The sequence below is a fragment of the Nonomuraea sp. NPDC005650 genome (assembly GCF_040605375.1).
Taxonomy (GTDB): Bacteria; Actinomycetota; Actinomycetes; order Streptosporangiales; family Streptosporangiaceae; genus Nonomuraea.
Genome location: NZ_JBEXCR010000009.1, coordinates 347,328 through 369,351 on the forward strand (window position 1 = coordinate 347,328; position 22,024 = coordinate 369,351).

Sequence of the window (22,024 nt, forward strand, 5' to 3'; positions counted from 1 at the left end):
TCTTCACGAGGGTCTCTGGGCTCGGGTCAACACAGCTCGTGGACGCCATCCGCGACGTGGTTGTGCGGCGAGGGGAAGGGCGCGGACCCGAGCCCAGCGCGGAGATCATCGCTTCGCAGTCGGTACGAGCCGCCCCATCTGGCGAAACATCGGGACCACCACGCCATGAGCAGGCACGCCGGGGGCAAACCTCGACCCTCCTGGGTCACCCACGACCGCCTCGTGCACGCCCGGCCTTCAGCGGGTCCCGTACTACTCCCGGGGGACCCGAACGAGGGTCAGGGACTATGCCACCCGTGGAGCCGTCGAGTACGAGTACTGCATGGAGGGCGGCTCGTACCGGATCCGGCGGACGGAACTCCACGGCGACGGGAAACGCACGGTCATGGAGACCGGCCGTGGCAGGACGCGGCTCGCCGTACTTGACCTATGGAAGGTGATCGTTATGGGGAGGCCGGGCTAGGACGGCCGTGCACGCCGCGTGACAGGAGCGCGGAGCTGCGGAGAGTCGTCGCCGGTTCTGAGCACGTGGAGGGTCATATCTTCTTGACGACGATCGAATCCGGGACCAGCTTCTCCAGGTCGTCCACGTCCGAGGTGAAGATGGTGACCTGCCCCTTCTGCCGTCGTGCGATGACGGCGAGCACCGCGTCGATCGCGTACTTGTGGCCGTGCAGCCCGGCATCGGCCAGGAGCCGGCGGGCCTGGCGGGCCTCGTCCTTGCCGATGTCGGCGACGTTGAGCCGGGACAGCACCCAATCCCAGCGTTGCTCGGTGATCCTCCCGTCGTACGCCTCGACCACCGTCATCGGAGACGTCACCACCTCCGCCTGCCCTCGGGCCGCCAGGTCGAGCCAGGCGATCATCCTCCTGTCGCCCTGCACGGCCAGGGACAGGGCCTGGCAGTCGAGTACGAAGATCCGCAGCGGCTGCTGCCTGTGCTCACCGCTTCGCTTCGTCACGCAGCCTCTCCTGCGTTCGGCTTTCCGCCGGCGCGGCGGCGCTCGTGCTCGGCGTCGAGATCTGCCAACTCCTCGATCGCTGCCGCGCGCTCGTCTCCGGCGACCGGGCCGTACTCTTCCTGCAGCCAGTTCACCAGTTCCAGCAACCGATCCCGGTCGCGCTTGAAGCGCAACGCCTCGGCAACGTAGGCCGACAGGCCACGATCTGCCGCCTCCGCGCGGATCTCTTCGAGGAGCTCCTCAGGGATCGTCACCGTTATTTTCTTAGTCGCCATACTATTGACCATACTCGAGGTACCTGTGGACTTACCAGGAGGCGCCGAGCGCTCAAGCCGTTCCCGGTCGCCACTCCTGGCCCGACTACCATGTGACCGTGACCACGAGCCCCCGACACGTCCGTAAAGGGGCCGTCCCGAGCATCCGCGACGTCGCCGCCGCGGCCGGCGTCTCGCATCAGACCGTCTCGCGCGTGCTGAACGACTCACCCCGGGTGCGGCCCGACACCCGGGCCGCGGTGCTGGCCGCGATCGACCGGCTGGGGTTCCGCCCCAACCGGGCCGCCCGGACGCTGGGCCTCGGCCGGGCCAGCGGCGTCACCGTCGTGACCTCCAACACCATGCTGTACGGGTACGCCTCCACGCTCCAGGGCATCGAGGAGGCCGCCAGGACCGAGGGCGTGGCGCTGGGGATCAGGGTCGTGGAGTCGGCCGAGGTCCGGCAGACGGTCGACTACGTCAGCGATCCGAGCGCGGGCGGCCTGGTGGTGATCGCGTTCGACCCGCTGGGCACGGCGGTGGTGCAGGCGCTGCCGTCGCACATCCCGGCCGTGGTGGCCGCCGAGCCGGTCGCGCCCGACCTGGGGCGGGTGGCGATCGCGCTGGACGAGCGGCGGGCCGCCGCCGACGCCACCCAGCACCTGCTCGACCTCGGGCACCGTACGGTCCACCACGTGGCCATCCCGTCCGAGGGCCGGGCCGGCGGGCGGCACGCGGGGTGGCGCGACGCGCTGCGGCAGGCGGGGGCCGAGATCCCGTCGGTGCTGGGGTGCGGATGGGACATCGAGTCGGCCTACGCGGCGGGGGAGCGGCTGGCCCGGTCGCCCGGGGTGACGGCGATCCTGTGCGGCAACGACGACATCGCGCAGGGGGTGCGGCGGGCGCTTTACGACGCGGGCAAGGACGTTCCGGGGGACGTCAGCATCGTGGGCTTCGACGACATCCCGGGCTCGGCCTTCTGGACCCCGGCGCTGACGACCGTGCGCATGGACTTCGTGGGGCTGGGCCGGGCCTGCTTCCACGCGGCGCTCGCCGAGCTGAGCGGCCAGCCGCAACCGGACATCTCCCTGGTCCCGCCCCGCCTGATCGTCCGCGAGTCCACCGCCCCTCCACGGTAGGTAGTAGGTGGGCCGGGGCTCACCCACCCCTTGACCGTCTGGATGGTGGGCCTGCTGGACCCCGCCCCGGGCCACAGGAATCCTCCGCAGAGATCCGCAACGGGTCATTCATGTGGAGGAGCACGTCAGCAGCCATTCACGCAGCTGATCGTCATCACTGAGACTGATCAACTGCACCAGCCCCCAGTTCTCGCGATGGTTGGGGGCGTCGAGCAAGTGGTTCTGCCAGTCTTCGGCGTATTCGCGCAGCGCATCGACCGTCTCCATGACGGCCTCATTGAAGGTCCGGCCATCGGCTGCGATCGGCAGACCAGGAATGAAGATCGACCAACCGCCGTCGTCGGAAACCGCTTGTGCGCGAGATGGAGTGCCTTTGGCGAGATGGTGGCGCAATCTATCGACGTCTACGAGGGCGGTCGTGGCCGACTCGCGGCGCACTGTGGCCAGGCGGCCGCGTTCGGCCGCGTCCAAGAGTGCTTTGAGATGGGCACGAGCCTCGGTTTGAGCCCGGCCCACCTTGCCCCCGGAGCGCGAAGCGCTCTCATGGCGAAGACCTTCGGCCCGGGGCGGAATCCAGCGGGCCTACCATCCAGACGGGCAACGGGCGGGTGAGCCCGGCCCACCTATGACTCTCGCCGTGGGGGGCGGACGGAGTTGCGGACCACGATGTGGGTGCCGAGCACGACGTGCTGGCGTTCGTCCCGGTTGAGCGCGAGCCGTACCGCCGTACGTCCCAGCTCCTCCGTCGGGATGTGCACGGTCGTGAGGCCGGGCTCCAGGTCGGCGGCGAACGGGATGTCGTCGTAACCGGCCAGCGACACGTCATCCGGAACCCGGAGTCCGGCCTCGCGCAGCGCGGCGAGCACGCCGATGGCCACCATGTCGGTGGCCGCGAACACGGCGGTGAAGCGCGCCCCGAGCGCGATCAGCCGGCGCGTGCCCTCGTAGCCGTCGCCCCGGCCGAAGCCTCCCGGGATGACCAGGTCAGGGTCGTACGGCACCCCGAAGGACTCGTGCGCCCGCACGAACCCGCGCTCCCGGTCGACCTTGGTGGTGCTGCGATCGGTGGGCGACGAGGCGCCGAGCAGGGCGATGCGCCGGTGGCCCTGCGACAGCAGGTGGCTGGTCATGGCGTAGGCGCCGCCCTCGTTGTCGTACTCGACGACGGTCGTGGGCACGTCGTCCCCGAGCGGCGGCCGCCCGCACAGCACCAGCCTGGAGCCCGCCTTGTCCAGGGCGTGGGCGAAGTGGGACATGCGCTCCCGGTACGTGTCGTCCAGCGAGCCGCCCCCCACCAGGATCACCGCGTCGGCCCGCTGCTCGCGCATGGCCTCCACGACGGCCAGCTCCCTGGCCGGGTCGCCGTGGGTGGTGCACACCATGCACAGCCGCCCCTCGGCGGTGGCCTGCTGCTCGACGCCCTTGGCCACGTACGCGAAGGACGGCCCGGTGACGTCGTCCAGCACGAACGCCACCATCTTCGTGCTCGCCCCCGACAGGGCGCGGGCGTGCACGTTGAGCACGTAGTCGAGGTCGCGCATCGCCCGCAGCACACGTGTCCTGGTGGCCTGGGCGACCGGGTAGTCGCCCTTGATCACCCTGGAGACCGTGGTCGCCGACACGCCGGCCCGGGCGGCCACGTCGCGGATGGTGACCCGCTCGTCGTCGGTGAGCACCCCTTTTGTGCTTACTTTTCGCGACAAGGTTGGCCCTTCACGGTTTTCGGCAGGTGGAGCGGGCATGGGAGATTGCGCCATCCCACTGAAGTCTATGGCCAGGGAGATCCGCGGGCGCAAGACGCGATCTCCGCGCCTCCGGCGGCATCATCCCGCCTGGCAGGGCGGGGCGTACGGGAAGCCGGGCACGTACTGGGCCCACTCGCTCCGGGTGATCGCCATGCCGGACACCTCGCAGACGTGCTGCCTGGCCTGCGCCACGTCCAGGCTCCAGAGCTGCGCCGTTCCGTTGCCCGACACGCTGGCCAGCACGTTCCCGTCCGGCGTGAACGCCACGCCGTTGACCCAGTCGGACCCGGCGAGCACGGCCCACGTGGCCGGCCGGGCCCGGTCGGCGAGGTTCCAGATCCGGATGGTGCCGTCGCGCGCCCCGGTGGCCAGCCGGCGCCCATCGGCGGTGAAGGACACGCTGGTCACGGCGGCCGTGTGGCCCAGCAGGACCGCCACCTGCGCCGGGCGCTCGGGACGGGACAGGTCCCAGAGCCGGGCCGTCCCGTCGGAGCCCGCCGAGGCCAGCGTCCTGCCGTCCCTGCTGTACGTCAGGCCCAGCACGCTGTTGGTGTGCGCGGAGTAGTCGGCCAGCAGGCGCGGGGCGGCGGGCTTGGACACGTCCCAGAGCCGGATGGCCCCGGTCCCCGAGCCGATCGCGAGCATGCGGCCGTCGGGGCTGAACATGGAGGCGTTCAGCCAGTTGTCGGCGTCGCCGGGCGAGGAGACCATCTTGGGCGCCCGGGGGTCGGCCAGGTCCCACAGGTACGTCCGGCCGTCCCGCGACGTCGTCACCACCGTCCGCCCGTCGGGGCTGAAGGCCGCCGACTCCACGACGTTCACGTGCTTCTTGAGCGTCGCCACGAGCTTCGGGGCGGCCGGCCGGGAGACGTCCCACAGCTTGGCCGTCTGGTCGGCGGCGCCGCTGGCGAGGAGGCGGCCGTCCGCGCTGAACCGCACCGAATAGACCACGCCGGTGTGGCCGGACAGCGTGGACAGCGGCCTGGCCAGGCCCGGGTCGGAGATGTCCCAGAGCCTGACGGTCCTGTCGCCGGAGGCCGTGGCCAGGACGCGGCCGTCCGGGGAGATCGAGAGCGCGTTGATGGGGCCGGTGTGCTCGTCGAGGCGGGCGCGGTAGGAGACGCGGGCGGGGTCGGAGACGTTCCACAGCCTGGCCATGCCGTCCGCCGACGACGTGGCGAGCGTGCGGCCGTCGGGGCTGAAGGCGGCCGCGGTCACCGTGTTCGCGAACCCGGTCAGGGTGGCCGTGCGCCGTGGCGCGGCCGGGGTCGAGACGTCCCACAGGGTGACGGAGGCGTCGGTGGCGGCGCCGGCCAGCAGGTTGCCGTCGGGGCTGAACGTGACGTCGTACACGAAGTCTCCCCGTCCCTGCGCGGTGCCGACGCGCTCGGCCGCGGTGACGTCCCAGAGGTAGATCGTGCCGGTGGTGGAAGCGGTGGCGAGGTGGCGGCCGCCGGGGTCGAAGGTCACGCTCCAGGTGCCGCCTTTGTCCGGCGCGTTCAGCACCGTCGGGCTGCCGGGGTGCGCCGGGTCCAGCACGTCCCAGACCGTGGTGCTCCCGTCGCCCGCCCCGGTGGCCAGCAGCCGCCCGTCGGGGCTGAAGGCCACGTCGTTGAGCACGTACTTCTGCCGCAGGAGGGCGATCTGCGCCGGTCGGCGGGGGTCGGCGATATTCCACAGCCGGATCGTGCCGTCGTAGGAGGCGGTGGCCAGGAAGCCGCCCTTGGGGCTGAACGCGACCGAGCTCACCTTGTTCGTGTGGCCCGTGAGCGTGGCCAGGGCGCGGGGCCTGGCCGGGTCGGAGACGTCCCAGAGCCGGGCGGTCCGGTCCACGGACGCGGTCGCGAGCACGCGCCCGTCCGGGCTGAACACCGCTCTCACCAGGCTCGCGGTGTGGCCCCTGAGCTCGCTCACGGCCTTGGGGCGGGCGAGGTCGGAGACGTTCCAGAGCCGGGCGGTGGCGTCGCTGGAGGCGGTGGCGATCAGTCGGCCGTCTGGGCGGTAGGACACCCACTCGACCGGGCCCCGGTGTCCGATCAGGCGGGCGCCGACCGGGTGCGCGAGGGTGCCGAGCAGCGCGCCGCGGGATTCCGGGGTGTCGGCGATGCGGTAGGAGACCAGGGAGAGCTGGGCGCCGAGCGAGGCGTCGGCGGCGCCGTTGGCGGAGTCGGCCACCTGTGTGGAGACGGCCTGGTCACGCTGCCTGGTCACCTCGCCGGTCTGCCGCAGGGCCAGGACGCCGGCCGTCACGGCGGCGAGGAGGAGGACCGTGAGGGCGGCGATCACCTGGCGGACGACCCAGGTCCGTCGCCTGCGCCGCCGCCGCGCCGCGTCGAGGAACTCCCGCTCGGTCGCCGAGAGCCCGCCGCCCCAGCCGCCCTCCCCGGCGGCCTGCGGCGCCCGGGTCGCCCGCACGGCCTCCTGCGCCGCCGCCAGGCGGCTGTCCGCGTACAGGTACGCCGGGTCCTTGCCGTGCCGCTGCCACGTGTCCGCGTCCTCGGCCAGGCGCTGGCGGACCAGCAGGCCGACCCGGTTGGCGTCGATCCAGTTCCGGAGCCTGGGCCAGGCGCGGATGAGGGCCTCGTGGGCGATCTCCGCCTCGTCCTCGTTCACCGTGAGGAGCCGCGTGCGCACGAACTCGTCGAGGACCTGCCGCGGGACGCCCCCGGGAGCCAGGTCGGCCAGGGCCACCCGCCTCCTCGTGTCGTCGGTCTGCTCGTCGAGGTGCACCAGCCGTACCAGCAGGTCCCGCGCGATCGGCTGCACGTCCGCGCCGAGCCGCCGCAGGGTCTCCTCGGCGCTCGTCGCCAGCGCCCGCGCGATGCCGCCCGAGGCCCGGTACGCGGCCATCGTCAGCGTCCCCTGCGTACGGCGCTGCCAGGTGGCCAGCAGCGCGTGGGAGAGCAGCGGCAGCACGCCGCCCGAGTGCTCCACGCCCCCGGCCCCGACGTCTTCGAGCAGCAGGTCGGTGAGCCCCGGCTCCAGCGAGAGCCCCGCCCGCGCGGCCGGCCCCTCGATCGCCGCGCGCAGTTGCGTCACGGTCATGGGCCCGACGATCGCGGGCCGCTGCATCGCCTCCAGCAGCCCCGGGTACGACGCGCAGTGCCCGAAGAAGTCGGCCCGGACGGAGACCACCACGGCCGCCGACCTGGACAGCGCCACCAGCTCCTCGATGAAGCGCCGCCTGGCCGGCTCATCAGGACAGGCGGTGAAGACCTCCTCGAACTGGTCCACCACCAGCAGCAATCGCCGGGCCCCCGGGGCCAGCCTGCGGGCCAGCTCCGCCGGCGGATCGGCTCCCGGGGCCAGTACGACGCACGACAGCTCCTCCGCCACCTCGTGCCGCAGCGCCGGGATCAGCCCGGCCCGCAGCACCGACGACTTCCCCGCCCCCGAAGGGCCGGTCACGATCAGCGGGCGCCCGCTCCTGAACGTCTCCCGCACCCTGGCCACCAGCGTCCTGGTCAGCTCCTGCCGCCCGAAGAACACCTCAGCGTCCTCGGGCCCGTACACCGCCAGTCCCCGGTACGGGCTGACCTCGTCACCGGCCTCCGCGACCGGCGGGACCGGCAGGGAGCGCGGGGCCACGTAGGCCGGGTTGGGCGCGAACGCGCGGCGATCGCCCAGGTCGGTGGCCTGGCGGCGGGGCCGGGGGAAACCGGCGTCGGGGAGCCTGCGGGCGAGGCTGTGGTAGACGTGGTCCAGCGTGAACACCGAAGGCCCCGCCGGGTCGCCCTCCCGCAGCAGCCTCATCAGCGCGCCGCTGAACGCCGTGTGCCGGACGCCGGGCAGCGCCCACGAGTTCTCCTCCCTGCTCGACGACGTGAGCAGGTACGCGCCCTGCCACATCGAGTCGAACACCCGCTCCACCGCCTGCGAGGACGCCCCGTGGGCGCGGCCGGCGAAGCAGCAGTCGAGGACCACGACGACGAGCTCGGCCCGCGACGCGGACAGGATCCGGCGCACGATGCCGTACGGCAGCGCCTGGTAGCCGGGGACGCCCTGGGCGAGGTCCACGGTGGCGCGGGTGGCCAGGTGCAGCTCGTTGTCCGGGCTGACCAGGCCGTGGCCGACGTAGTAGAACATCAGGACCGACGTCGCCTCCCGGGCCAGCCGGTCCAGCGCCAGCCCCAGCTCGGCGGGGGTGCCCGGGTCGAGCCGCACGGTCAGGTGGGCGGGGGCCAGCCCGCCGCGCTCGACCAGGCACCGTCCGATCTCCGCGACCGTCGCCGGCACGGCGGGCACCTCGGGCAGCCGCGACTCGGGCAGATGCCGCCCCGTGCCCGCCACCAGCACGCGGGCGCCCTCGGACGACAACAGCAGGGGTGGACCGTTCCAGCGCGGGCGCGAGCGCTCGATTGTCGCAGATTCGTCCTCGGTCATCCGGCGCTCCACGGCGTGGAAGGTCGATGGGCGGCACGTGCTGAGAGGCGCCACCCCAAGCGCGCCTCGTGATCCCCCGACAACTCCCGGTTGCTAGGGTACGCACCTTTCCGGCCCGCCGTCGAGATCCCGGATCGGGCCGGGGATCACCAGTTGGCGGGCAGCCCCGGCGTCGTGGCGGGGAGCGCGTGGCCGGGCGGGTGGATGATGTACGCGACGCCGCCGCTGCTGGAGCTCCGCAGCCACACGTTCTCGAAGGCCGCCCGAGGATAGACGTGCCGCACGGCGGCGTTGCCGGACGACGCCGGATCGTTGGCGATCACGTCGCCCGTCGAGGTGAAGCCCACGATCGCCATGAGGTGCCCGTTGGTGCCGTACCCGGCGCCGGGCAGCTCGCCCTTCTTGAACGACTGCGACGTGATGACCGGGATGCCCGCCTTGATCAGCAGCTCCAGCTCGGTCAGCGAGCGCAGCCGCGTGACGAACCCGTCCATCCCGTACCGTCCGGCGTAGGCGGTGTTGAACGGCCAGTTGCCGGCGCCCTGGTAGGCGTGGTCGTAGGTGTAGCGGGCGGCGTAGTCGACCTCGGGATTGGGGTCGGAGGGGTCGACCCAGGAGGTGTCCTGCGCGCTCGGCCACCTGCCCCAGTAGCCGAGGACCATGGTGGTCGAGGTCGGGCTGCACCAGGCCTCGCCGCCGCCGTCCCATTCGGGGTAGTGGCCCTGGTGGATGTTCTGGGAGCGGCGCGGCACGTCGAGCTCCATGCCCCAGGCGCCGCCGCCCGGGCTGACCGGCACGGTCTTGCGCTCGGGCACGTTGGAGGCCATGACACCGGACGTGCGCACGCGCGGCGTGACCGTGGAGCCGGGCGCGCGGTAGAGGGTCAGGCGCAGCTGGTAGGCGCTGATGGGCTTGCCCGCCGCCGCGACCAGCGTGTCGGTCGCGACGCTCGCGTCGGCGTCCCCCTGTCCCGGCACGGAGGTGCGGCGGATGTCGCCTTCCGCGTACGCCCAGCGGCCGAGCGAGAACCACTTGGTCAGCCCCTCGGCGTTCCTGGCCCGCGCCTCGACCTGCATCCAGCTGCCCGGGGGGACGTCGGCGGTCCAGGACGCGACCAGCTGGGTGGCCTCGAACCCGATGGCCTGCTCGGGGCCGGTCCAGCGGGCGTACTCCCAGGTCCTGGTGCCGAGCGCGTCGGTGTAGGAGACGGTGCCGGCGGCCGTGCCGAACGACAGGCCGCCGCCGGGCGTCGTGCCCTCGTTGGTGCCGGAGGCGAAGTCGGCCCGTTGGAAGACGACGTCGGACGTGAGGGCGAGCGGTTTCGCCCCGGCGGGGGCCGAGAGCGTCGTGGCCAGGATGAGACCGGACAGGAACACGGTCAGCGCGCGCATGAACCCCACCTTCTGGCACAACCGCTGTGTGAAGCATCCGGAAATCTACGTATCAACTCCCGCTGCGCAAGTTTCATGAGTTCCGAAAGGTTTCGGTAAGTATTTCCCCAAGTAATGGCAGGCGATGGCAGATCTCGGGAATCTCAGATTCCGAAACCTTTCCATGATTCGTTGACATATTTCGGGCATTTCCGCAAACTGGCAGTCCAGTGTGTGGTGCGGTGAGCTCCGGGTGCCCGCCGCACCACACACCTTCCCGAACGTGACCTGGCGGGCAGACCGTGCTGACGGTGGGAACCTGGGACGTATGCGCAAATACGTGATCCTGGGCGTCCAGGGCAGCGGCAAGGGCACCCAGAGCACCCTGCTCGCCGACGACCTCGACCTCGTGCACATCAGCGTCGGCGACATCTTCCGCTGGCACGTCAAACACCACACCAAGCTGGGCGCCCAGGTCCGCCGCCTGGTCGCGGCCGGCGAACTGGTCGGGGACGACCTGGTGGAGACCGTGGTCAGGGACCGGCTCCAGCAGCACGACTGGAACTACGGATTCGTCATCGACGGCTTCCCCCGCAGCCGCCGCCAGGCGGAGTTCTTCCTGGAGAGCTACGACATCGACGGCGTGATCCACCTGGACCTCCCGGACGAGGAGGTGCGCCGCCGCGTCCTGGCCCGCCGCCTGTGCTCACGGTGCGGCATGGACTACAACCTGATCGCCCACCGCCCGTCGGAGGAGGGCCGGTGCGACGTGTGCGGCGGCGAGCTGGTCTCCCGCGCCGACGACACCCCGGACGCCCTGGCCAGACGCCTGCGCGACTACCACAGCAAGATCGATCCGGTGGTGGAGCTCTTCCGGGGCAAGGAGTACGTGATGACCATCGACGCCCGCGCGGACAAGACGACGGTCCAGCAGACCATCCGCACCCGCTTCAACCTCCCGCCCTACACCCCTGCTCAGTGAGGGACCAGGGGCCCGCCTTTGACGCACCTCATGACGAGGAACACGGGGAACCTCGCCGCGTCCGGTCGCTTCGCGACCCACGCGGGAGCCGGCTCGGGCTCGGCGAGCTCGTCCACCCACAGACCGTGGCGGCGGAAGGTGTTGACGTACGTCGAGAGCGTGCGGTGGTTGGCGCCCACCTGGCGGCGTAGCGAAGAAAGCTCCCCGTCGGCGCGCCACCAGCCCTCGGAGTGGTAACCCGCGCTCTCCGGCCAGGAGCCGGACACGCTCTGGCCGCCGGGGAAGCACGGGTGCAGGATCGAGCAGGCGAAGACGCCGCCGGGACGCAACGCGCGGGCGGCGGTCGCGACCGCGCCTTCGAGGTCGTCGATGTCGGAGAGGCCGAAATTGCAGACCACCGCGTCGAACGGGGGAAGGTCGCGCAGCTCTCCGGCGTCGGACCGGGCGGCGTCCGCGTGCAGGTAGCGGATGCCCAGCGGCGCGTCCTCCTCGGCGGCTCTCGCCTTCGCGACCAGAGCCTGTGAGACGTCCACGCCGACGACGGCGGCGCCCCGGCGGGCGAGCTCGCGGCTGACCCGGCCGTGGCCGCAGGCGAGCTCCAGCACCTGCGCGCCCGCGACTGGCCCCAGCAGGTCGAGCAGGCGTAAGGAGGCCGGGTCGCCGAGCACGTCGGCCCAGCCGGTGGCGTAGAAGTCGGCGATCTCGTCGTAGCGCGCGGCACCGGGCATGTCCATGACGCTACGCGCCTCGATCCGCTGAGGGGCGGGTGTTCGTCGAGCGCGGAACACCTCCCGCGCGGCCGGGCAAAGGGTTGGCCACGGCGGCGCATGGTTCCGGTCGGGCCGCCCCGGGAGCGGGGCCGGTGAGAGGAGGATCATCCCTGGTCAAGCGGCACGGCGCGGGAGGACGGACATGGGCATGCCCGGGATCGCGGCGGTCATCGCGCTCGTCGCCTTGGGCGGGTGGACCGGAGCGTACGGGTCCGGCTCGCCGGCGGCGTCCGGCGCCGTCCCGGCCGCGCCCCGCGCGTTCCGGGACCCGGATCTGCGGATCACCGGGACCGTCAGCCCCGAGCCGATGGTCATCGGCGGGGAGTCGGTCTACTCGGTGACCGTCACGAACGCCGGAGCCCGGCCCGCCGAGAACGTGACGGTCATCGACACGCTGGACCGCAACGCGATCCCGGGGCCGGTCCCCGACGACTGCTCCCTCATCAGGCGCGGCGGCGCCATCGCCTGCGGCGGGCCGGGGCTGACGCTCCCCGCGGGGCGGAGCGTGAGCTACGAGATCCCGGTCACGATCGACCCGGAGCTCCCGGAGGGCGCGCACGTCCTCAACCGCGTCGAGGTCTCCGCCTGGGGGATGGGCGGCGGCTCGACGCGGATGATCAGCCCGACCCGGGCGCTGGTCCGGGGCCGTCCGGAGGCCGCGGGCCCGGACGGCGGCGCGGTCGACGACTGCGTACCCGCCACAGGTGCTTCGGAGGACGCGCCGGTGGAGGGTCCCGGGGGCGCCTGCGCCTCCGCCGTACCCGAGCCGGTCCCGGCTCCGCGGCCGACGCCGAGCCCCGACCCCCCGAAGGACCCGGACCCCGGGCCCACGGCCGATCCGGTGCCGTCCGCCACGGCGGAGGCGGGCCCCGCTCCGGGCCCCACGGCGGGCGACGACGCCGGGCCCGCGCAGCCCGTCCCCGGTGAGGGCTACGTTCCGCCCCCGCCCGGCGAGGGTTCGTTCCCGCCCGGCTCCGACCAGGGCCTGGTCCTGCCCAGCCCCGGTCAGCCGGCTTCCGGCGAGAAGGTCCGGCCCGGCGAGGTGCCGTACCCGGAAGGGCTCCACGAGGGCGGATACCAGGTGGGGGTCCCAGGGGGACCCGCCCGCCGCGAGCCCCGGCCGGAGTCCGGCGGCGAGGTGCCGGAGCCGGCGGGCGACGACCTGCCCCTGGCCGGCGCGTCGGGCTGGCTGCTCGGCCTGGGCCTGTCCGTGCTCCTGGCGATCAGCCTGCTCGTACGGCACTTCTCCCGCCGCGAACAAAAGCAGGAGGAAGCCCCCCGCGCTCCGGCCGGCAAGGGACGGTGAGGTTCAGCGAGTGCGGGAGGACAGCGCGTCGCGGGTCCACGAGCCGAGCACCAGCAGCGTCTTGGTCCCGGTCACGTCACCCGCCCGCCGGAGCCGGTCGATGACCTGCTGCAGATGCCCGAGGTCGCGTACCCGTACGTGGATCAGGGCGTCGGGGTCGCCCGCGATCGTGAACACCGCCTGCACCTCGGGCACGTCCGTGGCGGTGCGGACTATCTCGCTCACGGGGGTCGTGCCCGGATAACGTAGCTCCGTGAACGCTTCGATGCCCCACCCGAGCTTGGCGTAGTCGATCTGCACCGTGAACCCCGTGATCACCCCGAGCTCCCTGAGCCGGTCGACCCGCCGCTTCACCGCCGCGACCGACAGCCCCACCAGCTCGGCCATCTCCGAGAACGTCCTGCGCCCGTCCTCCCGCAGCAGCCGCAGGACGTGATGATCGATGTCGTCCACATCAGGCATGCGAGAACCCCTTCGTCAGGCGCAAAGAACATCAGCCGGCAAGCCCAAGCGTTCACATAGTTTGCGTCTTCCGGGCACTTTCTCATCTAATACTTGCGCATATCATGCCCGCGTTGCTGTGCTTGGCACACAAGTACGAGGCCAGGAGGTTCGAGCGTGAGCGAGCCAGCAGTGTCGCTCGACGACAAGTACACGGCGCCCGACGGCCGGGTGCTCATCTCCGGCATCCAGGCCCTGGTGCGCCTGACGCTGGAGCAGCGCCGGCTGGACGAGGAGCGCGGGTTGGACACGCGCGTGTTCGTCACCGGCTATCAGGGCTCGCCGCTGGGCGGCGTGGACCTGGAGATGAAGCGGGCGGCGCGCTTCCTGGACCCGGCCGGCGTGGTCTTCCAGGCGGGCCTGAACGAGGAGCTGGCCGCCACGGCCGTGGCCGGCACCCAGCTGCTCGACCAGGTGCCGGGCCGGCGGCACGACGGCGTCACCGGCTTCTGGTACGGCAAGAACCCCGGCCTCGACCGCGCCGCCGACGCCATCCGGCACGCCAACACGGCCGGCACGGCGCCCCTCGGCGGCGCGGTGGCCTGGATCGGCGACGACCCCGGCTGCAAGTCCTCCACGCTGCCCAGCTCGTGCGAGCCCATGTGCCAGAGCCTGTCCATGCCGCTGCTCGCGCCCGGCTCGGTCGCGGAGATCGTCGAGTTCGGGCTGCACGCGGTGGCCCTGTCGCGCGCCACCGGGCTCTGGGCCGGGCTGAAGATCGTCGCGGACATCGCCGACGCGTCCGCCACGGTGGACCTCGGCCCGCTGCGCGACGGCATCCCGATGCCCGACAAGAAGGATCGCGGCGCCGCCCCCATCCTGCTCGGCCCCGCCGCGCTGGACGCCGAGCACGACCTGCTCACCCGTCGCCTCGACCTGGCCCGCGAGTACGCCCGCGCGCACGGCCTCAACCGGGTGATGTCGGGCGCCGGCAACACCGCCCTGGGCATCCTGGCCTCCGGCACCACGTACGCGGTGGTCCTGCGCGCCCTCGCCGACCTCGGCCTGGACGAGGCGGCCCTGGACGCGCGCGGGATCCGGCTGATCAGGCTCGGGATGCCGTTCCCGCTCGCGTACGACGACCTGGCCGCCATGACCGCCGACCTGGACAAGGTGCTGGTGGTCGAGGACAAGGTGCCGTTCCTGGAGGGGCAGCTCAAGCAGGCCCTGTACGGGCGGGAGCGCGTGCCGGCGGTCGTGGGCCGGGAGCTGCTGACCGCGCGCGGCACCTTGGGCGCCGAGGACGTGGCCAAGGCGGTCGCCGCCTGCCTGGGCATCGAGCTCGCCCCGCGCGAGAGGGTCCGGCCGAGGCGCATGCTGCCCTTGGTGGCCGCGCGCACCCCGTACTTCTGCTCCGGCTGCCCCCACAACACCTCCACCCGCACCGCCGACGGCACGCTGGTCGGCGTCGGCATCGGCTGCCACGCCATGATCGCCCTGGACGGGCACGGCCGCGGCACCCAGGTGGGCATCACGCAGATGGGCGGCGAGGGCGCGCAATGGATCGGGCTGGCGCCGTTCACCGAGGACCGGCACTTCGTCCAGAACCTCGGCGACGGCACCTTCCACCACTCCGGCTCCCTGGCGATCAGGGCCGCCGTCGCCGCCGGGGTGACGATGACGTACAAGCTGCTCTACAACGACGCCGTGGCCATGACCGGCGGCCAGCGCGCCGAGGGCCGGCTCGACGTGCCCGCGCTGACGCACGAGCTGGCCGTCGAAGGCGTGCGCCGGATCGTGGTCACCTCGCCGGAGCCGGAGACGTACCGGGGCGTGCGGCTGGCGGGGATCGCGTCGGTGCGGCACCGCGACGACCTGCCCGAGGTGGAGCGGGAGCTGGCCGCGCTCGACGGCGTGACCGTGCTGATCCACGACGACCGGTGCGCGGCCGAGGAGCGGCGGCTGCGCAAGCGCGGCAAGCTGCCCGTGCCCACCGAGAAGGTCGTGATCAACGAGCGGGTCTGCGAGGGCTGCGGCGACTGCGGCGAGGCGTCGACGTGCCTGTCCGTGCAGCCGGTCGAGACCGAGTACGGCCGCAAGACCCGCATCCACCAGGCCTCCTGCAACTCCGATCTGAGCTGTCTCAAGGGCGACTGCCCGTCGTTCCTGCTGGTGGAGCCGGGCACCGTGCGCCGGCGCCAGGCGCCGCCGCCCCCCGAGGCGCCGGAGCCCGCGAGCAGGCCCGGCGAGGCCCTGATCCGGATGCCCGGCATCGGCGGCACCGGGGTCGTCACCGTCTCGCAGATCCTGCAGATGGCCGCCCACCTCGACGGGCTGCACGCGGCCGGGCTGGAGCAGACCGGGCTGGCGCAGAAGGGCGGGCCCGTGGTCAGCGACGTGCGGATCTCGGCCCGGCCCCTGGACGGCTCCGTGCGGGCCACGCCGGGGAGCGTGGACGTGCTGATCGGGTTCGACCTGCTGGGCGCGGCGGCCGAGCCGAACCTGGCCGTGGCCTCGCCGGAACGCACCGTCGCCATCCTGAACACCGCCGTCGTCCCGACCGCCGCCATGGTCACCGGCCGCGCGGCCGTGCCGGGGCACGCGGACGCGGTCGCCCGCGTCGAGTCCGCCACCAGGCGCGTCGAGTGCATGGACGCCCAGGGGCTGTCGGAGACCCTGTTCGGCGACCACATGCCGGTGAACCTGCTCCTCCTCGGAGCCGCCTACCAGCACGGCTGCCTGCCGGTCTCCGCCGCCGCCATCGAGCGGGCCATCACGCTCAACGGGGCCGCCGTCGAGCAGAACCTCGCCGCCTTCCGCTGGGGCCGCGCGAGCGTGGTCGAGTCCGCTTCTCCTGAGGTCACGGTCCCCGAGGGGTTGGACGAGGTGCTGGCCACCCGCGTCGCCGACCTGACCGGCTACCAGAACGCCGCCTACGCCCGTACGTACGAGGAGGACGTGCGGCAGGTGACGGCCGTCGCGGTCGAGCGGGCGGGCGAGGAGGCCGGCGCCCTGATCGGGCTCGCGTACGCCCGCGCCCTGCACAAGCTCATGGCCTACAAGGACGAGTACGAGGTCGCCCGCCTGCACCTCGACCCCGTGGAGAAGGAGCGCAGGGAGCGCGAGTACGGCCCGGACGCGGTCGTGTCGGTGCTGCTGCACCCTCCGCTGTTTCGGGCGATGGGGCTCAAGCGTAAGATCAAGGTACGCCGTTCCGCCGGGATCCTGTTCCGCGGGCTGCGGGCCGCCAGGGTGCTGCGCGGGACGACGTTCGACGTCTTCGGCCTCGCCCACGTACGGAAGGTCGAGCGCGAGCTGGTGATCGAGTACCGCGACCTCATGCGGACCGCGCTGGCCAAGCTCACCCCCGGCAGCGCCGGCACGGTCGCCGAGCTCGCGGGCCTGCCCGACCTGGTCCGAGGGTACGAGGACATCAAGCTCGCCCGGGTCGCCGAGTTCCGCGACCGCGCCAAGGCCGCGCTCGCCCGGCTGGACGAGCCCGTTATGAGCCAGGAGGGATCGTGACCGTTGACCGGCTCCTGCCCGACCAGGATGCCAGGGATCTCATCGAGCTGACCCGCGAGATCGCCGACAAGGAGCTCGCGCGCCGGGTCGACGAGCACGAGCGCGCCGAGACGTACCCGGAGGGGCTGTTCGCCACGCTGGGGGCGGCGGGGCTGCTCGGGCTCGCGTACCCGGAGGAGCTCGGCGGTGGCGGGCAGCCGTACGAGGTCTACCTGCAGGTGATCGAGGAACTGGCGATGCGGTGGGCGGCCGTCGCCGTCGCCACCAGCGTGCACACGCTCTCCTGCTTCCCCGTCGCCGCCTACGGCACCCCGGCGCAGCGCGAACGGTGGCTGCCCGACATGCTGGCCGGGCGCCTGATCGGCGGCTACAGCCTGTCGGAGCCCCAGGCCGGGTCCGACGCCGGGGCCCTGACCTGCAAGGCGGAGCGCGTCGAGACCGGCTACCGGATCACCGGCAACAAGGCGTGGATCACCCACGGCGGGCTCGCAGACTTCTACGCGCTGTTCGTCCGGACGGGGGAGGGCTCGCGGGGCATCTCCTGCTTCCTCGCGCCGGGGGCCGCTGACGGGCTGACGTTCGGACGGCCCGAGGAGAAGATGGGGCTGCACGCCGTACCGACCACCAGCGCCCACTGGGACGGGGCGATCCTCGAGGAGGACCGGCTGATCGGCGAGGAAGGCCAGGGGCTGCAGATCGCCTTCAGCGCGCTCGACTCCGGACGGCTCGGCATCGCCGCCTGCGCCACCGGCCTCGCCCAGGCCGCGCTCGACGAGGCCGTCGCGTACGCGAAGGAACGCCAGACGTTCGGCAAGCGGATCATCGACCACCAGGGGCTCGGCTTCCTGCTGGCGGACATGGCGGCGGGGGTGGAGAGCGCACGGGCCACCTACCTCGCCGCGGCCCGCCGCCGGGACGCGGGCCTGCCGTACAGCACGCAGGCCAGCATCGCGAAGCTGGTCGCGACGGACACGGCGATGAAGGTCACGACGGATGCGGTGCAGGTGTTCGGGGGGTATGGGTATACGCGGGAGTTCCGGGTGGAGCGCTACATGCGCGAGGCCAAGATCATGCAGATCTTCGAGGGCACCAACCAGATCCAGCGCCTGGTCATCAGCCGGCACTTGGCTAAGTAGCCTCTGACATGCGGAAACCCTGCTTCCCTGTGCTGGGAGGCGGGGTTCTTCGGCTTGGGAACGGGCCCTAGATGATCACTGTTCCGTCCCTGTTCCGTGAGAGACCTCGCGCGGACGGCACGGCTGGTCGTCGATCGCCTTGCGGGCGCGGCCGTGGGAGCCGGGCATCATGTGGGCGTAGACGCGGAGGGTGAAGCCTGGGTCGGCGTGGCCGAGGTACTCGGCGAGTTCCCTGACCGAGACGCCGCCGGCCAGCATGACGCTGGCGTAGTAGTGCCGGAGCTGGTGCAGCCCCTCCTTGCGGGAGGTGGTGTAGCGCCTTCGCTGGCGGGAGTCCTTGCCCGGGGCCGGGATCACGCTGGCTTGCCCGCTGGACCGACGACCGCTACATCAGGTCCCGGACCTACAGCGAGACCGTCTGGAAGCCCGCACTCGTCTCGGAACAGCAGATTGTGCGTGCGTGGCTTGCCGTCCAGCTTCTCCCAGGGCAGCGAGCAGATCAGCGGGGGATAGGCCGAGACGTGCCGCTTGACGGCCTCGGCCCGCCCAGCCGGGGAGCGGGATGACCCGTTCCCGGTCGTTCTTCGGCAGGGCGTAGGCGTGATCGCTGCCCAGCTTCTTGATCTGACGGCGTATGCGGAGCACGCGCTCCTCGAAGTCGACGTCCTCCAGGGCGAGGCCGAACAGCTCACCCTGCCGCAGCTCGCAGGCGGCTCCGATCATCGGGAGCAGGCGGAACAGGGGGCGGGTGGGCATGGGACGGGCGGCCGCGCTGGTGGTGACCTCACGGATGGCTGTCGCCAATCGGGCGGTGTTTCCCGCAGGGAGCTCGGCTACGCGGCTGGAGCCGTTCAACCAGGATCGCCGAGTGGGTGGAGATCTGGAACATCTTCAATGCTCACCATGTCGAGACCACAGGGGTTGCGGATGCCGTGTCTTCTACCTCCAGATCGCTGAGGCGCTGGCTCGCCCGCCTGCGGTGGCCGAATTCGGAGCAGATCGCCATGAGTGGGAGTGGGCCGAAGGGCTCGAACAAGGATGGGCGCTTTTCGGCATGCCATCGAGGTCGCGCTGCAGCGAAGCGGCGCTTAAGGACGGGCTGGTGGATGAGTCCGTGACGCAGCGCAGCGCGACCGCGTGGTTTGGCCGCGTTCGCGCCAGGCGGCTCCATCGCAGCGGGATGGACGACGTCGAGCTGTCGTCGGAGGCACCGCATCTCGACCACTGACAGGTCATTTCTCCACTTCGCGTGACCGATGATCAATGGTGTAAAGCTTGAGCAAGTCCCGGCGTACGGCCTCGGAGTTGTCGGCGAAGCGCGTGTCACGGTCCCGCTGGATCATCCAGTCCAGCACCCGTGGAATCACGGAAGTCGCGGCCCAGAGGCCAGCGAGGAGCAGCATCACCGCCCACGGCGGCAGACTGCTCAAGAACGCGATGAGGAATGTGGACGTAGGGGCGATGACCTGGACCCCGGCTCGGGCTGCTCGTCTCATGCGGTCAGGATGCGGCTTGGGTTCTGAAGTCCGGCAGGTACCCGTCACTGAAGTTCCATGGCGCAGCACCGCAGTCGCTCAGTCAGGATTCACGGAAATTACAGGCAGGTGTCCGGATCCTCTTGTAATGTGCCGTCGTGACTGTCAGTGGTCTGGTCAATCGCCTGAATATTCTTGGGTCGGTGGAGTTCTTCGCCGACTCTGGTCGGCGGGTCGGGCTGTCAGGTAAGAACGCCGCACTCGTCTGCAAGCTCGCCCTTTCTCGGAATCCCGTGCCTGCGCGCCTGTTGTCCGAGCTGCTCTGGAACACGTCGCTGGATTTGACCTCGCTGAACACCGCGATGAGCGCCATCCGCCGGACAGGAATAAAGGTGAATCTGGAGGATGGGGTCTACCACCTCGGACTGGCACGCAGCGATATTGATGCATGCATATTTCTGGACACAGTCTCCAACGTTCGTAGCGTGACCGAGATCGATAAATTGCTGGCCCTCTGGCGGCAAGATCCGCGAAAGCTGGGACACGATCTGCCCTTGTCGACATGGAATGAGACCTTCCGCGCCCGCGACACGCTGCTCCAGGCGATCTCGGCGTTGAACACCGCGGAACGCGACCGGCTGACCAGCCTGGACCAGTTCCTGGAGCTGTTCCCCACGGACACCGTGGTCCGTACGTACCACCATTCATGGTCACAGCTGCCACGGCCGAAGGTGCTCATTGTGGACGACCAGATCGGACCAACCCTCAAGGATCTGCTGCGGCCTGACTACGAAAGCACGGTCGTCACTTCTCTGACCGCATGGTCGGACCTGATCGGCGGTGGTGGCCGACTCCACATCGATGTGGCGCTGGTGGACTTCCACCTCACCGCCGATGGGGAAGACGAGCAGGGACTGCGGGTGCTCACCCATCTTCGTGATCATTACGATATCCCCGTGCTCCTGATGTCGGTGAGCCCGCCCACAGGGTCGTTCGCCACCTTTGTCCGGGACTATCGGTTGGCTGATGTCTACAACAAATCCAAGCGCGGTGGCTTCGACGACATCAGGAATGTGGTGAGTGATCTGTTGAAGCGGAAGGAAGGCTGATTCGGAAGTAGGCGCCGCCCAAGCTGGACGCCTCCGGCATCGCCTGGACGGTCCCGCCGTAGTAACCCAGCAAAGTTTTGGCGTCCGGCAGGCCCCGGCCGCCGCCCGGCCGGAGGCTGGCTGGCTCCCCGCGCAGAATCTGTTCGCGTACCTCATCGGGTAGTCCAGGCCCGGAGTCCTCCACATCGATGATGGTGTTCCCGTTCGATGCCCCCACGCGCAGAAGAACCGTGCCCCCGGCAGCGTCCGCCTCCATGATCGCCCGCCGAGCGTTGCTCAGTAGGTTGTCGATGGCCATGCTGACGAGCAGTCGACTGGCGACCACAGGATGCGACTGCGGTTCGCGCTCCTCCACGACGATCCTCAGATGTCTTGTCTCGCGTTTCTGGGCTATCTCCACAAGCAGGACCGCCACATCGAACCTGTCCGGTTTGGTCACTTGCTCCTTGGCATCGTCGATCGCGACCTGGTGATACGTGTCGAACTGCCGGAACTGGGAGATGACCTCTGTCACCAGGTCGCCGAGCTCGTCAGGAAGGGTGTGCCGATAGTCCTCCAACGACGTGACCATGCTGCGGAATGCCATGAACGAGTTCGTCTCCAGATGGTCGATCGCCTCCTGGACGGCACGCAGCATGAGTCGGTCGGCGAGCCGGGCACGCTGGTCGGTCAGTTCCTGCACGGCTTTGCGGGCTGCCGACTCCGTGGCCGCGGTGTCACCGGTCAGCAGGCGCGGCAAACCACCGGGCAGTAGGCTAAAAGAGCCTCCCTCCGACGTCAGCAACCTGGTCGAAACGGCATGTTCCAGGACTCGGGGCAGATCAGGGAACAGGCGAACCCCCGCCTCGGAGATATTGGCTGGATCGACGAGAGCATTGATCATTTCCTCGATCTGGCTCGCGTCGAAGTCTTCCATCCCGTATGCGGAGTAGAGCAGCAAGGCGGCGTACAACACGCTAGCCACTTCTGGCTCGTCGGTGAGTTCCGCCATCACCTGAGCGCGGAAATCCATGATCCGTCGAAGATCCGTCCGCCAGCGCGCCAGGCTGTCCGCCGTGAGCTCGCGCAGCCGTTCGTCACCGTCGAAGAGCTGCCGCATGGCCACGCCCAACGCCGCCGGTAAGCCGGATGTGTCATGCATCAGGATGTCGATTGCCGCGTCGGCCGCAAACACCCCGAGCAAATCCATGACCCACGCGATCTGCCAGCGGCCGCCGTCCGGACGCGCCGACGGCAGCACATCGGCGAGCGGAAGCTGAGAGCAGACCATCCGCAGCAGCGCCACCCGCCGGGCGGCCGCACTCGGCCGCTGACCATCTGGCCCTCGTGCGGCTAGGGCCTGTTTTAGAAGTCGGGTGAGGAGTCTCGGGTGAGGGCTGCGTGTGCTCGCGATGCCTGAGCGGTCCAGATGGTGACGTCGGAAGCGA

The 22,024-nt window shown here is 71.0% G+C and carries 18 protein-coding genes; 7 read left to right on the forward strand and 11 right to left on the reverse strand.

From position 1 onward, the window contains the following. Window positions 1-536: 536 nt before the first annotated feature. On the reverse strand, window positions 537-962 hold the full coding sequence (locus ABZS69_RS18385; protein ID WP_355373347.1) for a PIN domain-containing protein: 426 nt from the start codon (window positions 960-962) through the stop codon (window positions 537-539). Continuing rightward, complete coding sequence (locus tag ABZS69_RS18390) at window positions 959-1,237, reverse strand: CopG family transcriptional regulator (protein ID WP_355373350.1); 279 nt, start codon at window positions 1,235-1,237, stop codon at window positions 959-961. Before ABZS69_RS18390 ends, ABZS69_RS18385 begins: the two co-directional genes overlap by 4 nt. A 98-nt stretch (window positions 1,238-1,335) precedes the next feature. On the opposite strand from ABZS69_RS18390, the gene ABZS69_RS18395 reads away from it, so the two are divergent. Continuing rightward, the gene (locus tag ABZS69_RS18395; protein ID WP_355373352.1) at window positions 1,336-2,355 is read left to right on the forward strand and encodes a substrate-binding domain-containing protein; all 1,020 of its coding nucleotides are present in this window, start codon (window positions 1,336-1,338) and stop codon (window positions 2,353-2,355) included. A 108-nt stretch (window positions 2,356-2,463) separates the two neighbouring features. Here ABZS69_RS18395 and ABZS69_RS18400 read toward each other — a convergent pair whose 3' ends face one another. The 4 genes from ABZS69_RS18400 to ABZS69_RS18415 form a co-directional block, all read right to left on the reverse strand. Continuing rightward, the gene (locus ABZS69_RS18400; protein WP_355373355.1) at window positions 2,464-2,871 is read right to left on the reverse strand and encodes a prevent-host-death protein; all 408 of its coding nucleotides are present in this window, start codon (window positions 2,869-2,871) and stop codon (window positions 2,464-2,466) included. Between the two features lie 107 nt (window positions 2,872-2,978). Further along, window positions 2,979-4,031: a LacI family DNA-binding transcriptional regulator gene (locus ABZS69_RS18405; RefSeq protein WP_355373357.1), complete on the reverse strand. Its 1,053-nt coding sequence runs from the start codon at window positions 4,029-4,031 to the stop codon at window positions 2,979-2,981. A 147-nt stretch (window positions 4,032-4,178) separates the two neighbouring features. Further along, window positions 4,179-8,483 carry a hypothetical protein gene (locus ABZS69_RS18410; RefSeq protein ID WP_355373360.1) on the reverse strand — a complete coding sequence of 1,435 codons (4,305 nt, stop codon included), beginning with the start codon at window positions 8,481-8,483 and terminating at the stop codon, window positions 4,179-4,181. Between the two features lie 146 nt (window positions 8,484-8,629). Then, entirely contained in the window at window positions 8,630-9,874 is a 1,245-nt protein-coding gene (locus ABZS69_RS18415) for a C39 family peptidase (protein ID WP_355373363.1), read from the reverse strand. Between the two features lie 307 nt (window positions 9,875-10,181). Between ABZS69_RS18415 and ABZS69_RS18420 the strand changes: the two genes are divergently transcribed. Continuing rightward, window positions 10,182-10,835 carry a nucleoside monophosphate kinase gene (locus ABZS69_RS18420; protein WP_355373365.1) on the forward strand — a complete coding sequence of 218 codons (654 nt, stop codon included), beginning with the start codon at window positions 10,182-10,184 and terminating at the stop codon, window positions 10,833-10,835. On the opposite strand, the gene ABZS69_RS18425 is transcribed toward ABZS69_RS18420, so the two are convergent. Further along, window positions 10,829-11,563 (reverse strand): class I SAM-dependent methyltransferase, encoded by a 735-nt coding sequence (locus ABZS69_RS18425; RefSeq protein ID WP_355373368.1) that lies wholly within the window; start codon window positions 11,561-11,563, stop codon window positions 10,829-10,831. The two genes, ABZS69_RS18420 and ABZS69_RS18425, sit on opposite strands and share 7 nt — an antisense overlap. Window positions 11,564-11,747: 184 nt before the next feature. Between ABZS69_RS18425 and ABZS69_RS18430 the strand changes: the two genes are divergently transcribed. After that, window positions 11,748-12,911, forward strand: coding sequence for a hypothetical protein (locus tag ABZS69_RS18430; protein ID WP_355373371.1), 1,164 nt, complete (start codon window positions 11,748-11,750; stop codon window positions 12,909-12,911). 3 nt (window positions 12,912-12,914) lie between these two features. On the opposite strand, the gene ABZS69_RS18435 is transcribed toward ABZS69_RS18430, so the two are convergent. Continuing rightward, window positions 12,915-13,373, reverse strand: a complete 459-nt coding sequence (locus tag ABZS69_RS18435) for an Lrp/AsnC family transcriptional regulator (protein WP_355373374.1) — start codon at window positions 13,371-13,373, stop codon at window positions 12,915-12,917. A gap of 156 nt (window positions 13,374-13,529) precedes the next feature. Between ABZS69_RS18435 and ABZS69_RS18440 the strand changes: the two genes are divergently transcribed. Beyond that, window positions 13,530-16,877, forward strand: coding sequence for an indolepyruvate ferredoxin oxidoreductase family protein (locus tag ABZS69_RS18440; RefSeq protein ID WP_355373377.1), 3,348 nt, complete (start codon window positions 13,530-13,532; stop codon window positions 16,875-16,877). Then, on the forward strand, window positions 16,874-18,013 hold the full coding sequence (locus ABZS69_RS18445) for an acyl-CoA dehydrogenase family protein (protein ID WP_355373380.1): 1,140 nt from the start codon (window positions 16,874-16,876) through the stop codon (window positions 18,011-18,013). Before ABZS69_RS18440 ends, ABZS69_RS18445 begins: the two co-directional genes overlap by 4 nt. A 75-nt stretch (window positions 18,014-18,088) precedes the next feature. On the opposite strand, the gene ABZS69_RS18450 is transcribed toward ABZS69_RS18445, so the two are convergent. Further along, entirely contained in the window at window positions 18,089-18,370 is a 282-nt protein-coding gene (locus ABZS69_RS18450; protein WP_355373383.1) for a tyrosine-type recombinase/integrase, read from the reverse strand. A 622-nt stretch (window positions 18,371-18,992) separates the two neighbouring features. Between ABZS69_RS18450 and ABZS69_RS18455 the strand changes: the two genes are divergently transcribed. Then, window positions 18,993-19,241, forward strand: a complete 249-nt coding sequence (locus ABZS69_RS18455; RefSeq protein WP_355373386.1) for a hypothetical protein — start codon at window positions 18,993-18,995, stop codon at window positions 19,239-19,241. Between the two features lie 4 nt (window positions 19,242-19,245). Here the strand turns inward: ABZS69_RS18455 and ABZS69_RS18460 are convergent, their stop codons facing one another. Continuing rightward, window positions 19,246-19,509, reverse strand: coding sequence for a hypothetical protein (locus tag ABZS69_RS18460; protein ID WP_355373389.1), 264 nt, complete (start codon window positions 19,507-19,509; stop codon window positions 19,246-19,248). Between the two features lie 137 nt (window positions 19,510-19,646). On the opposite strand from ABZS69_RS18460, the gene ABZS69_RS18465 reads away from it, so the two are divergent. Next, a complete protein-coding gene (locus ABZS69_RS18465; protein ID WP_355373392.1) occupies window positions 19,647-20,597 on the forward strand; it encodes a hypothetical protein in 951 nt (316 codons plus the stop codon). Here ABZS69_RS18465 and ABZS69_RS18470 read toward each other — a convergent pair. Further along, window positions 20,554-22,024, reverse strand: a 1,471-nt coding sequence (locus ABZS69_RS18470) for an ATP-binding protein (protein WP_355373395.1), incomplete at its 5' end; no start/stop codon positions are given. The genes ABZS69_RS18465 and ABZS69_RS18470 overlap by 44 nt on opposite strands.

Bases quoted from the DNA above. Each gene is read 5' to 3' on its own strand.
- ABZS69_RS18435 (WP_355373374.1), bottom strand. From the start codon at position 13,373: ATGCCTGATGTGGACGACATCGATCATCACGTCCTGCGGCTGCTGCGG.
- ABZS69_RS18420 (WP_355373365.1), top strand. From the start codon at position 10,182: ATGCGCAAATACGTGATCCTGGGCGTCCAGGGCAGCGGCAAGGGCACC.
- ABZS69_RS18410 (WP_355373360.1), bottom strand. From the start codon at position 8,483: ATGACCGAGGACGAATCTGCGACAATCGAGCGCTCGCGCCCGCGCTGG.
- ABZS69_RS18425 (WP_355373368.1), bottom strand. From the start codon at position 11,563: ATGCCCGGTGCCGCGCGCTACGACGAGATCGCCGACTTCTACGCCACC.
- ABZS69_RS18460 (WP_355373389.1), bottom strand. From the start codon at position 19,509: ATGAGACGAGCAGCCCGAGCCGGGGTCCAGGTCATCGCCCCTACGTCC.
- ABZS69_RS18390 (WP_355373350.1), bottom strand. From the start codon at position 1,237: ATGGCGACTAAGAAAATAACGGTGACGATCCCTGAGGAGCTCCTCGAA.
- ABZS69_RS18415 (WP_355373363.1), bottom strand. From the start codon at position 9,874: ATGCGCGCGCTGACCGTGTTCCTGTCCGGTCTCATCCTGGCCACGACG.
- ABZS69_RS18430 (WP_355373371.1), top strand. From the start codon at position 11,748: ATGGGCATGCCCGGGATCGCGGCGGTCATCGCGCTCGTCGCCTTGGGC.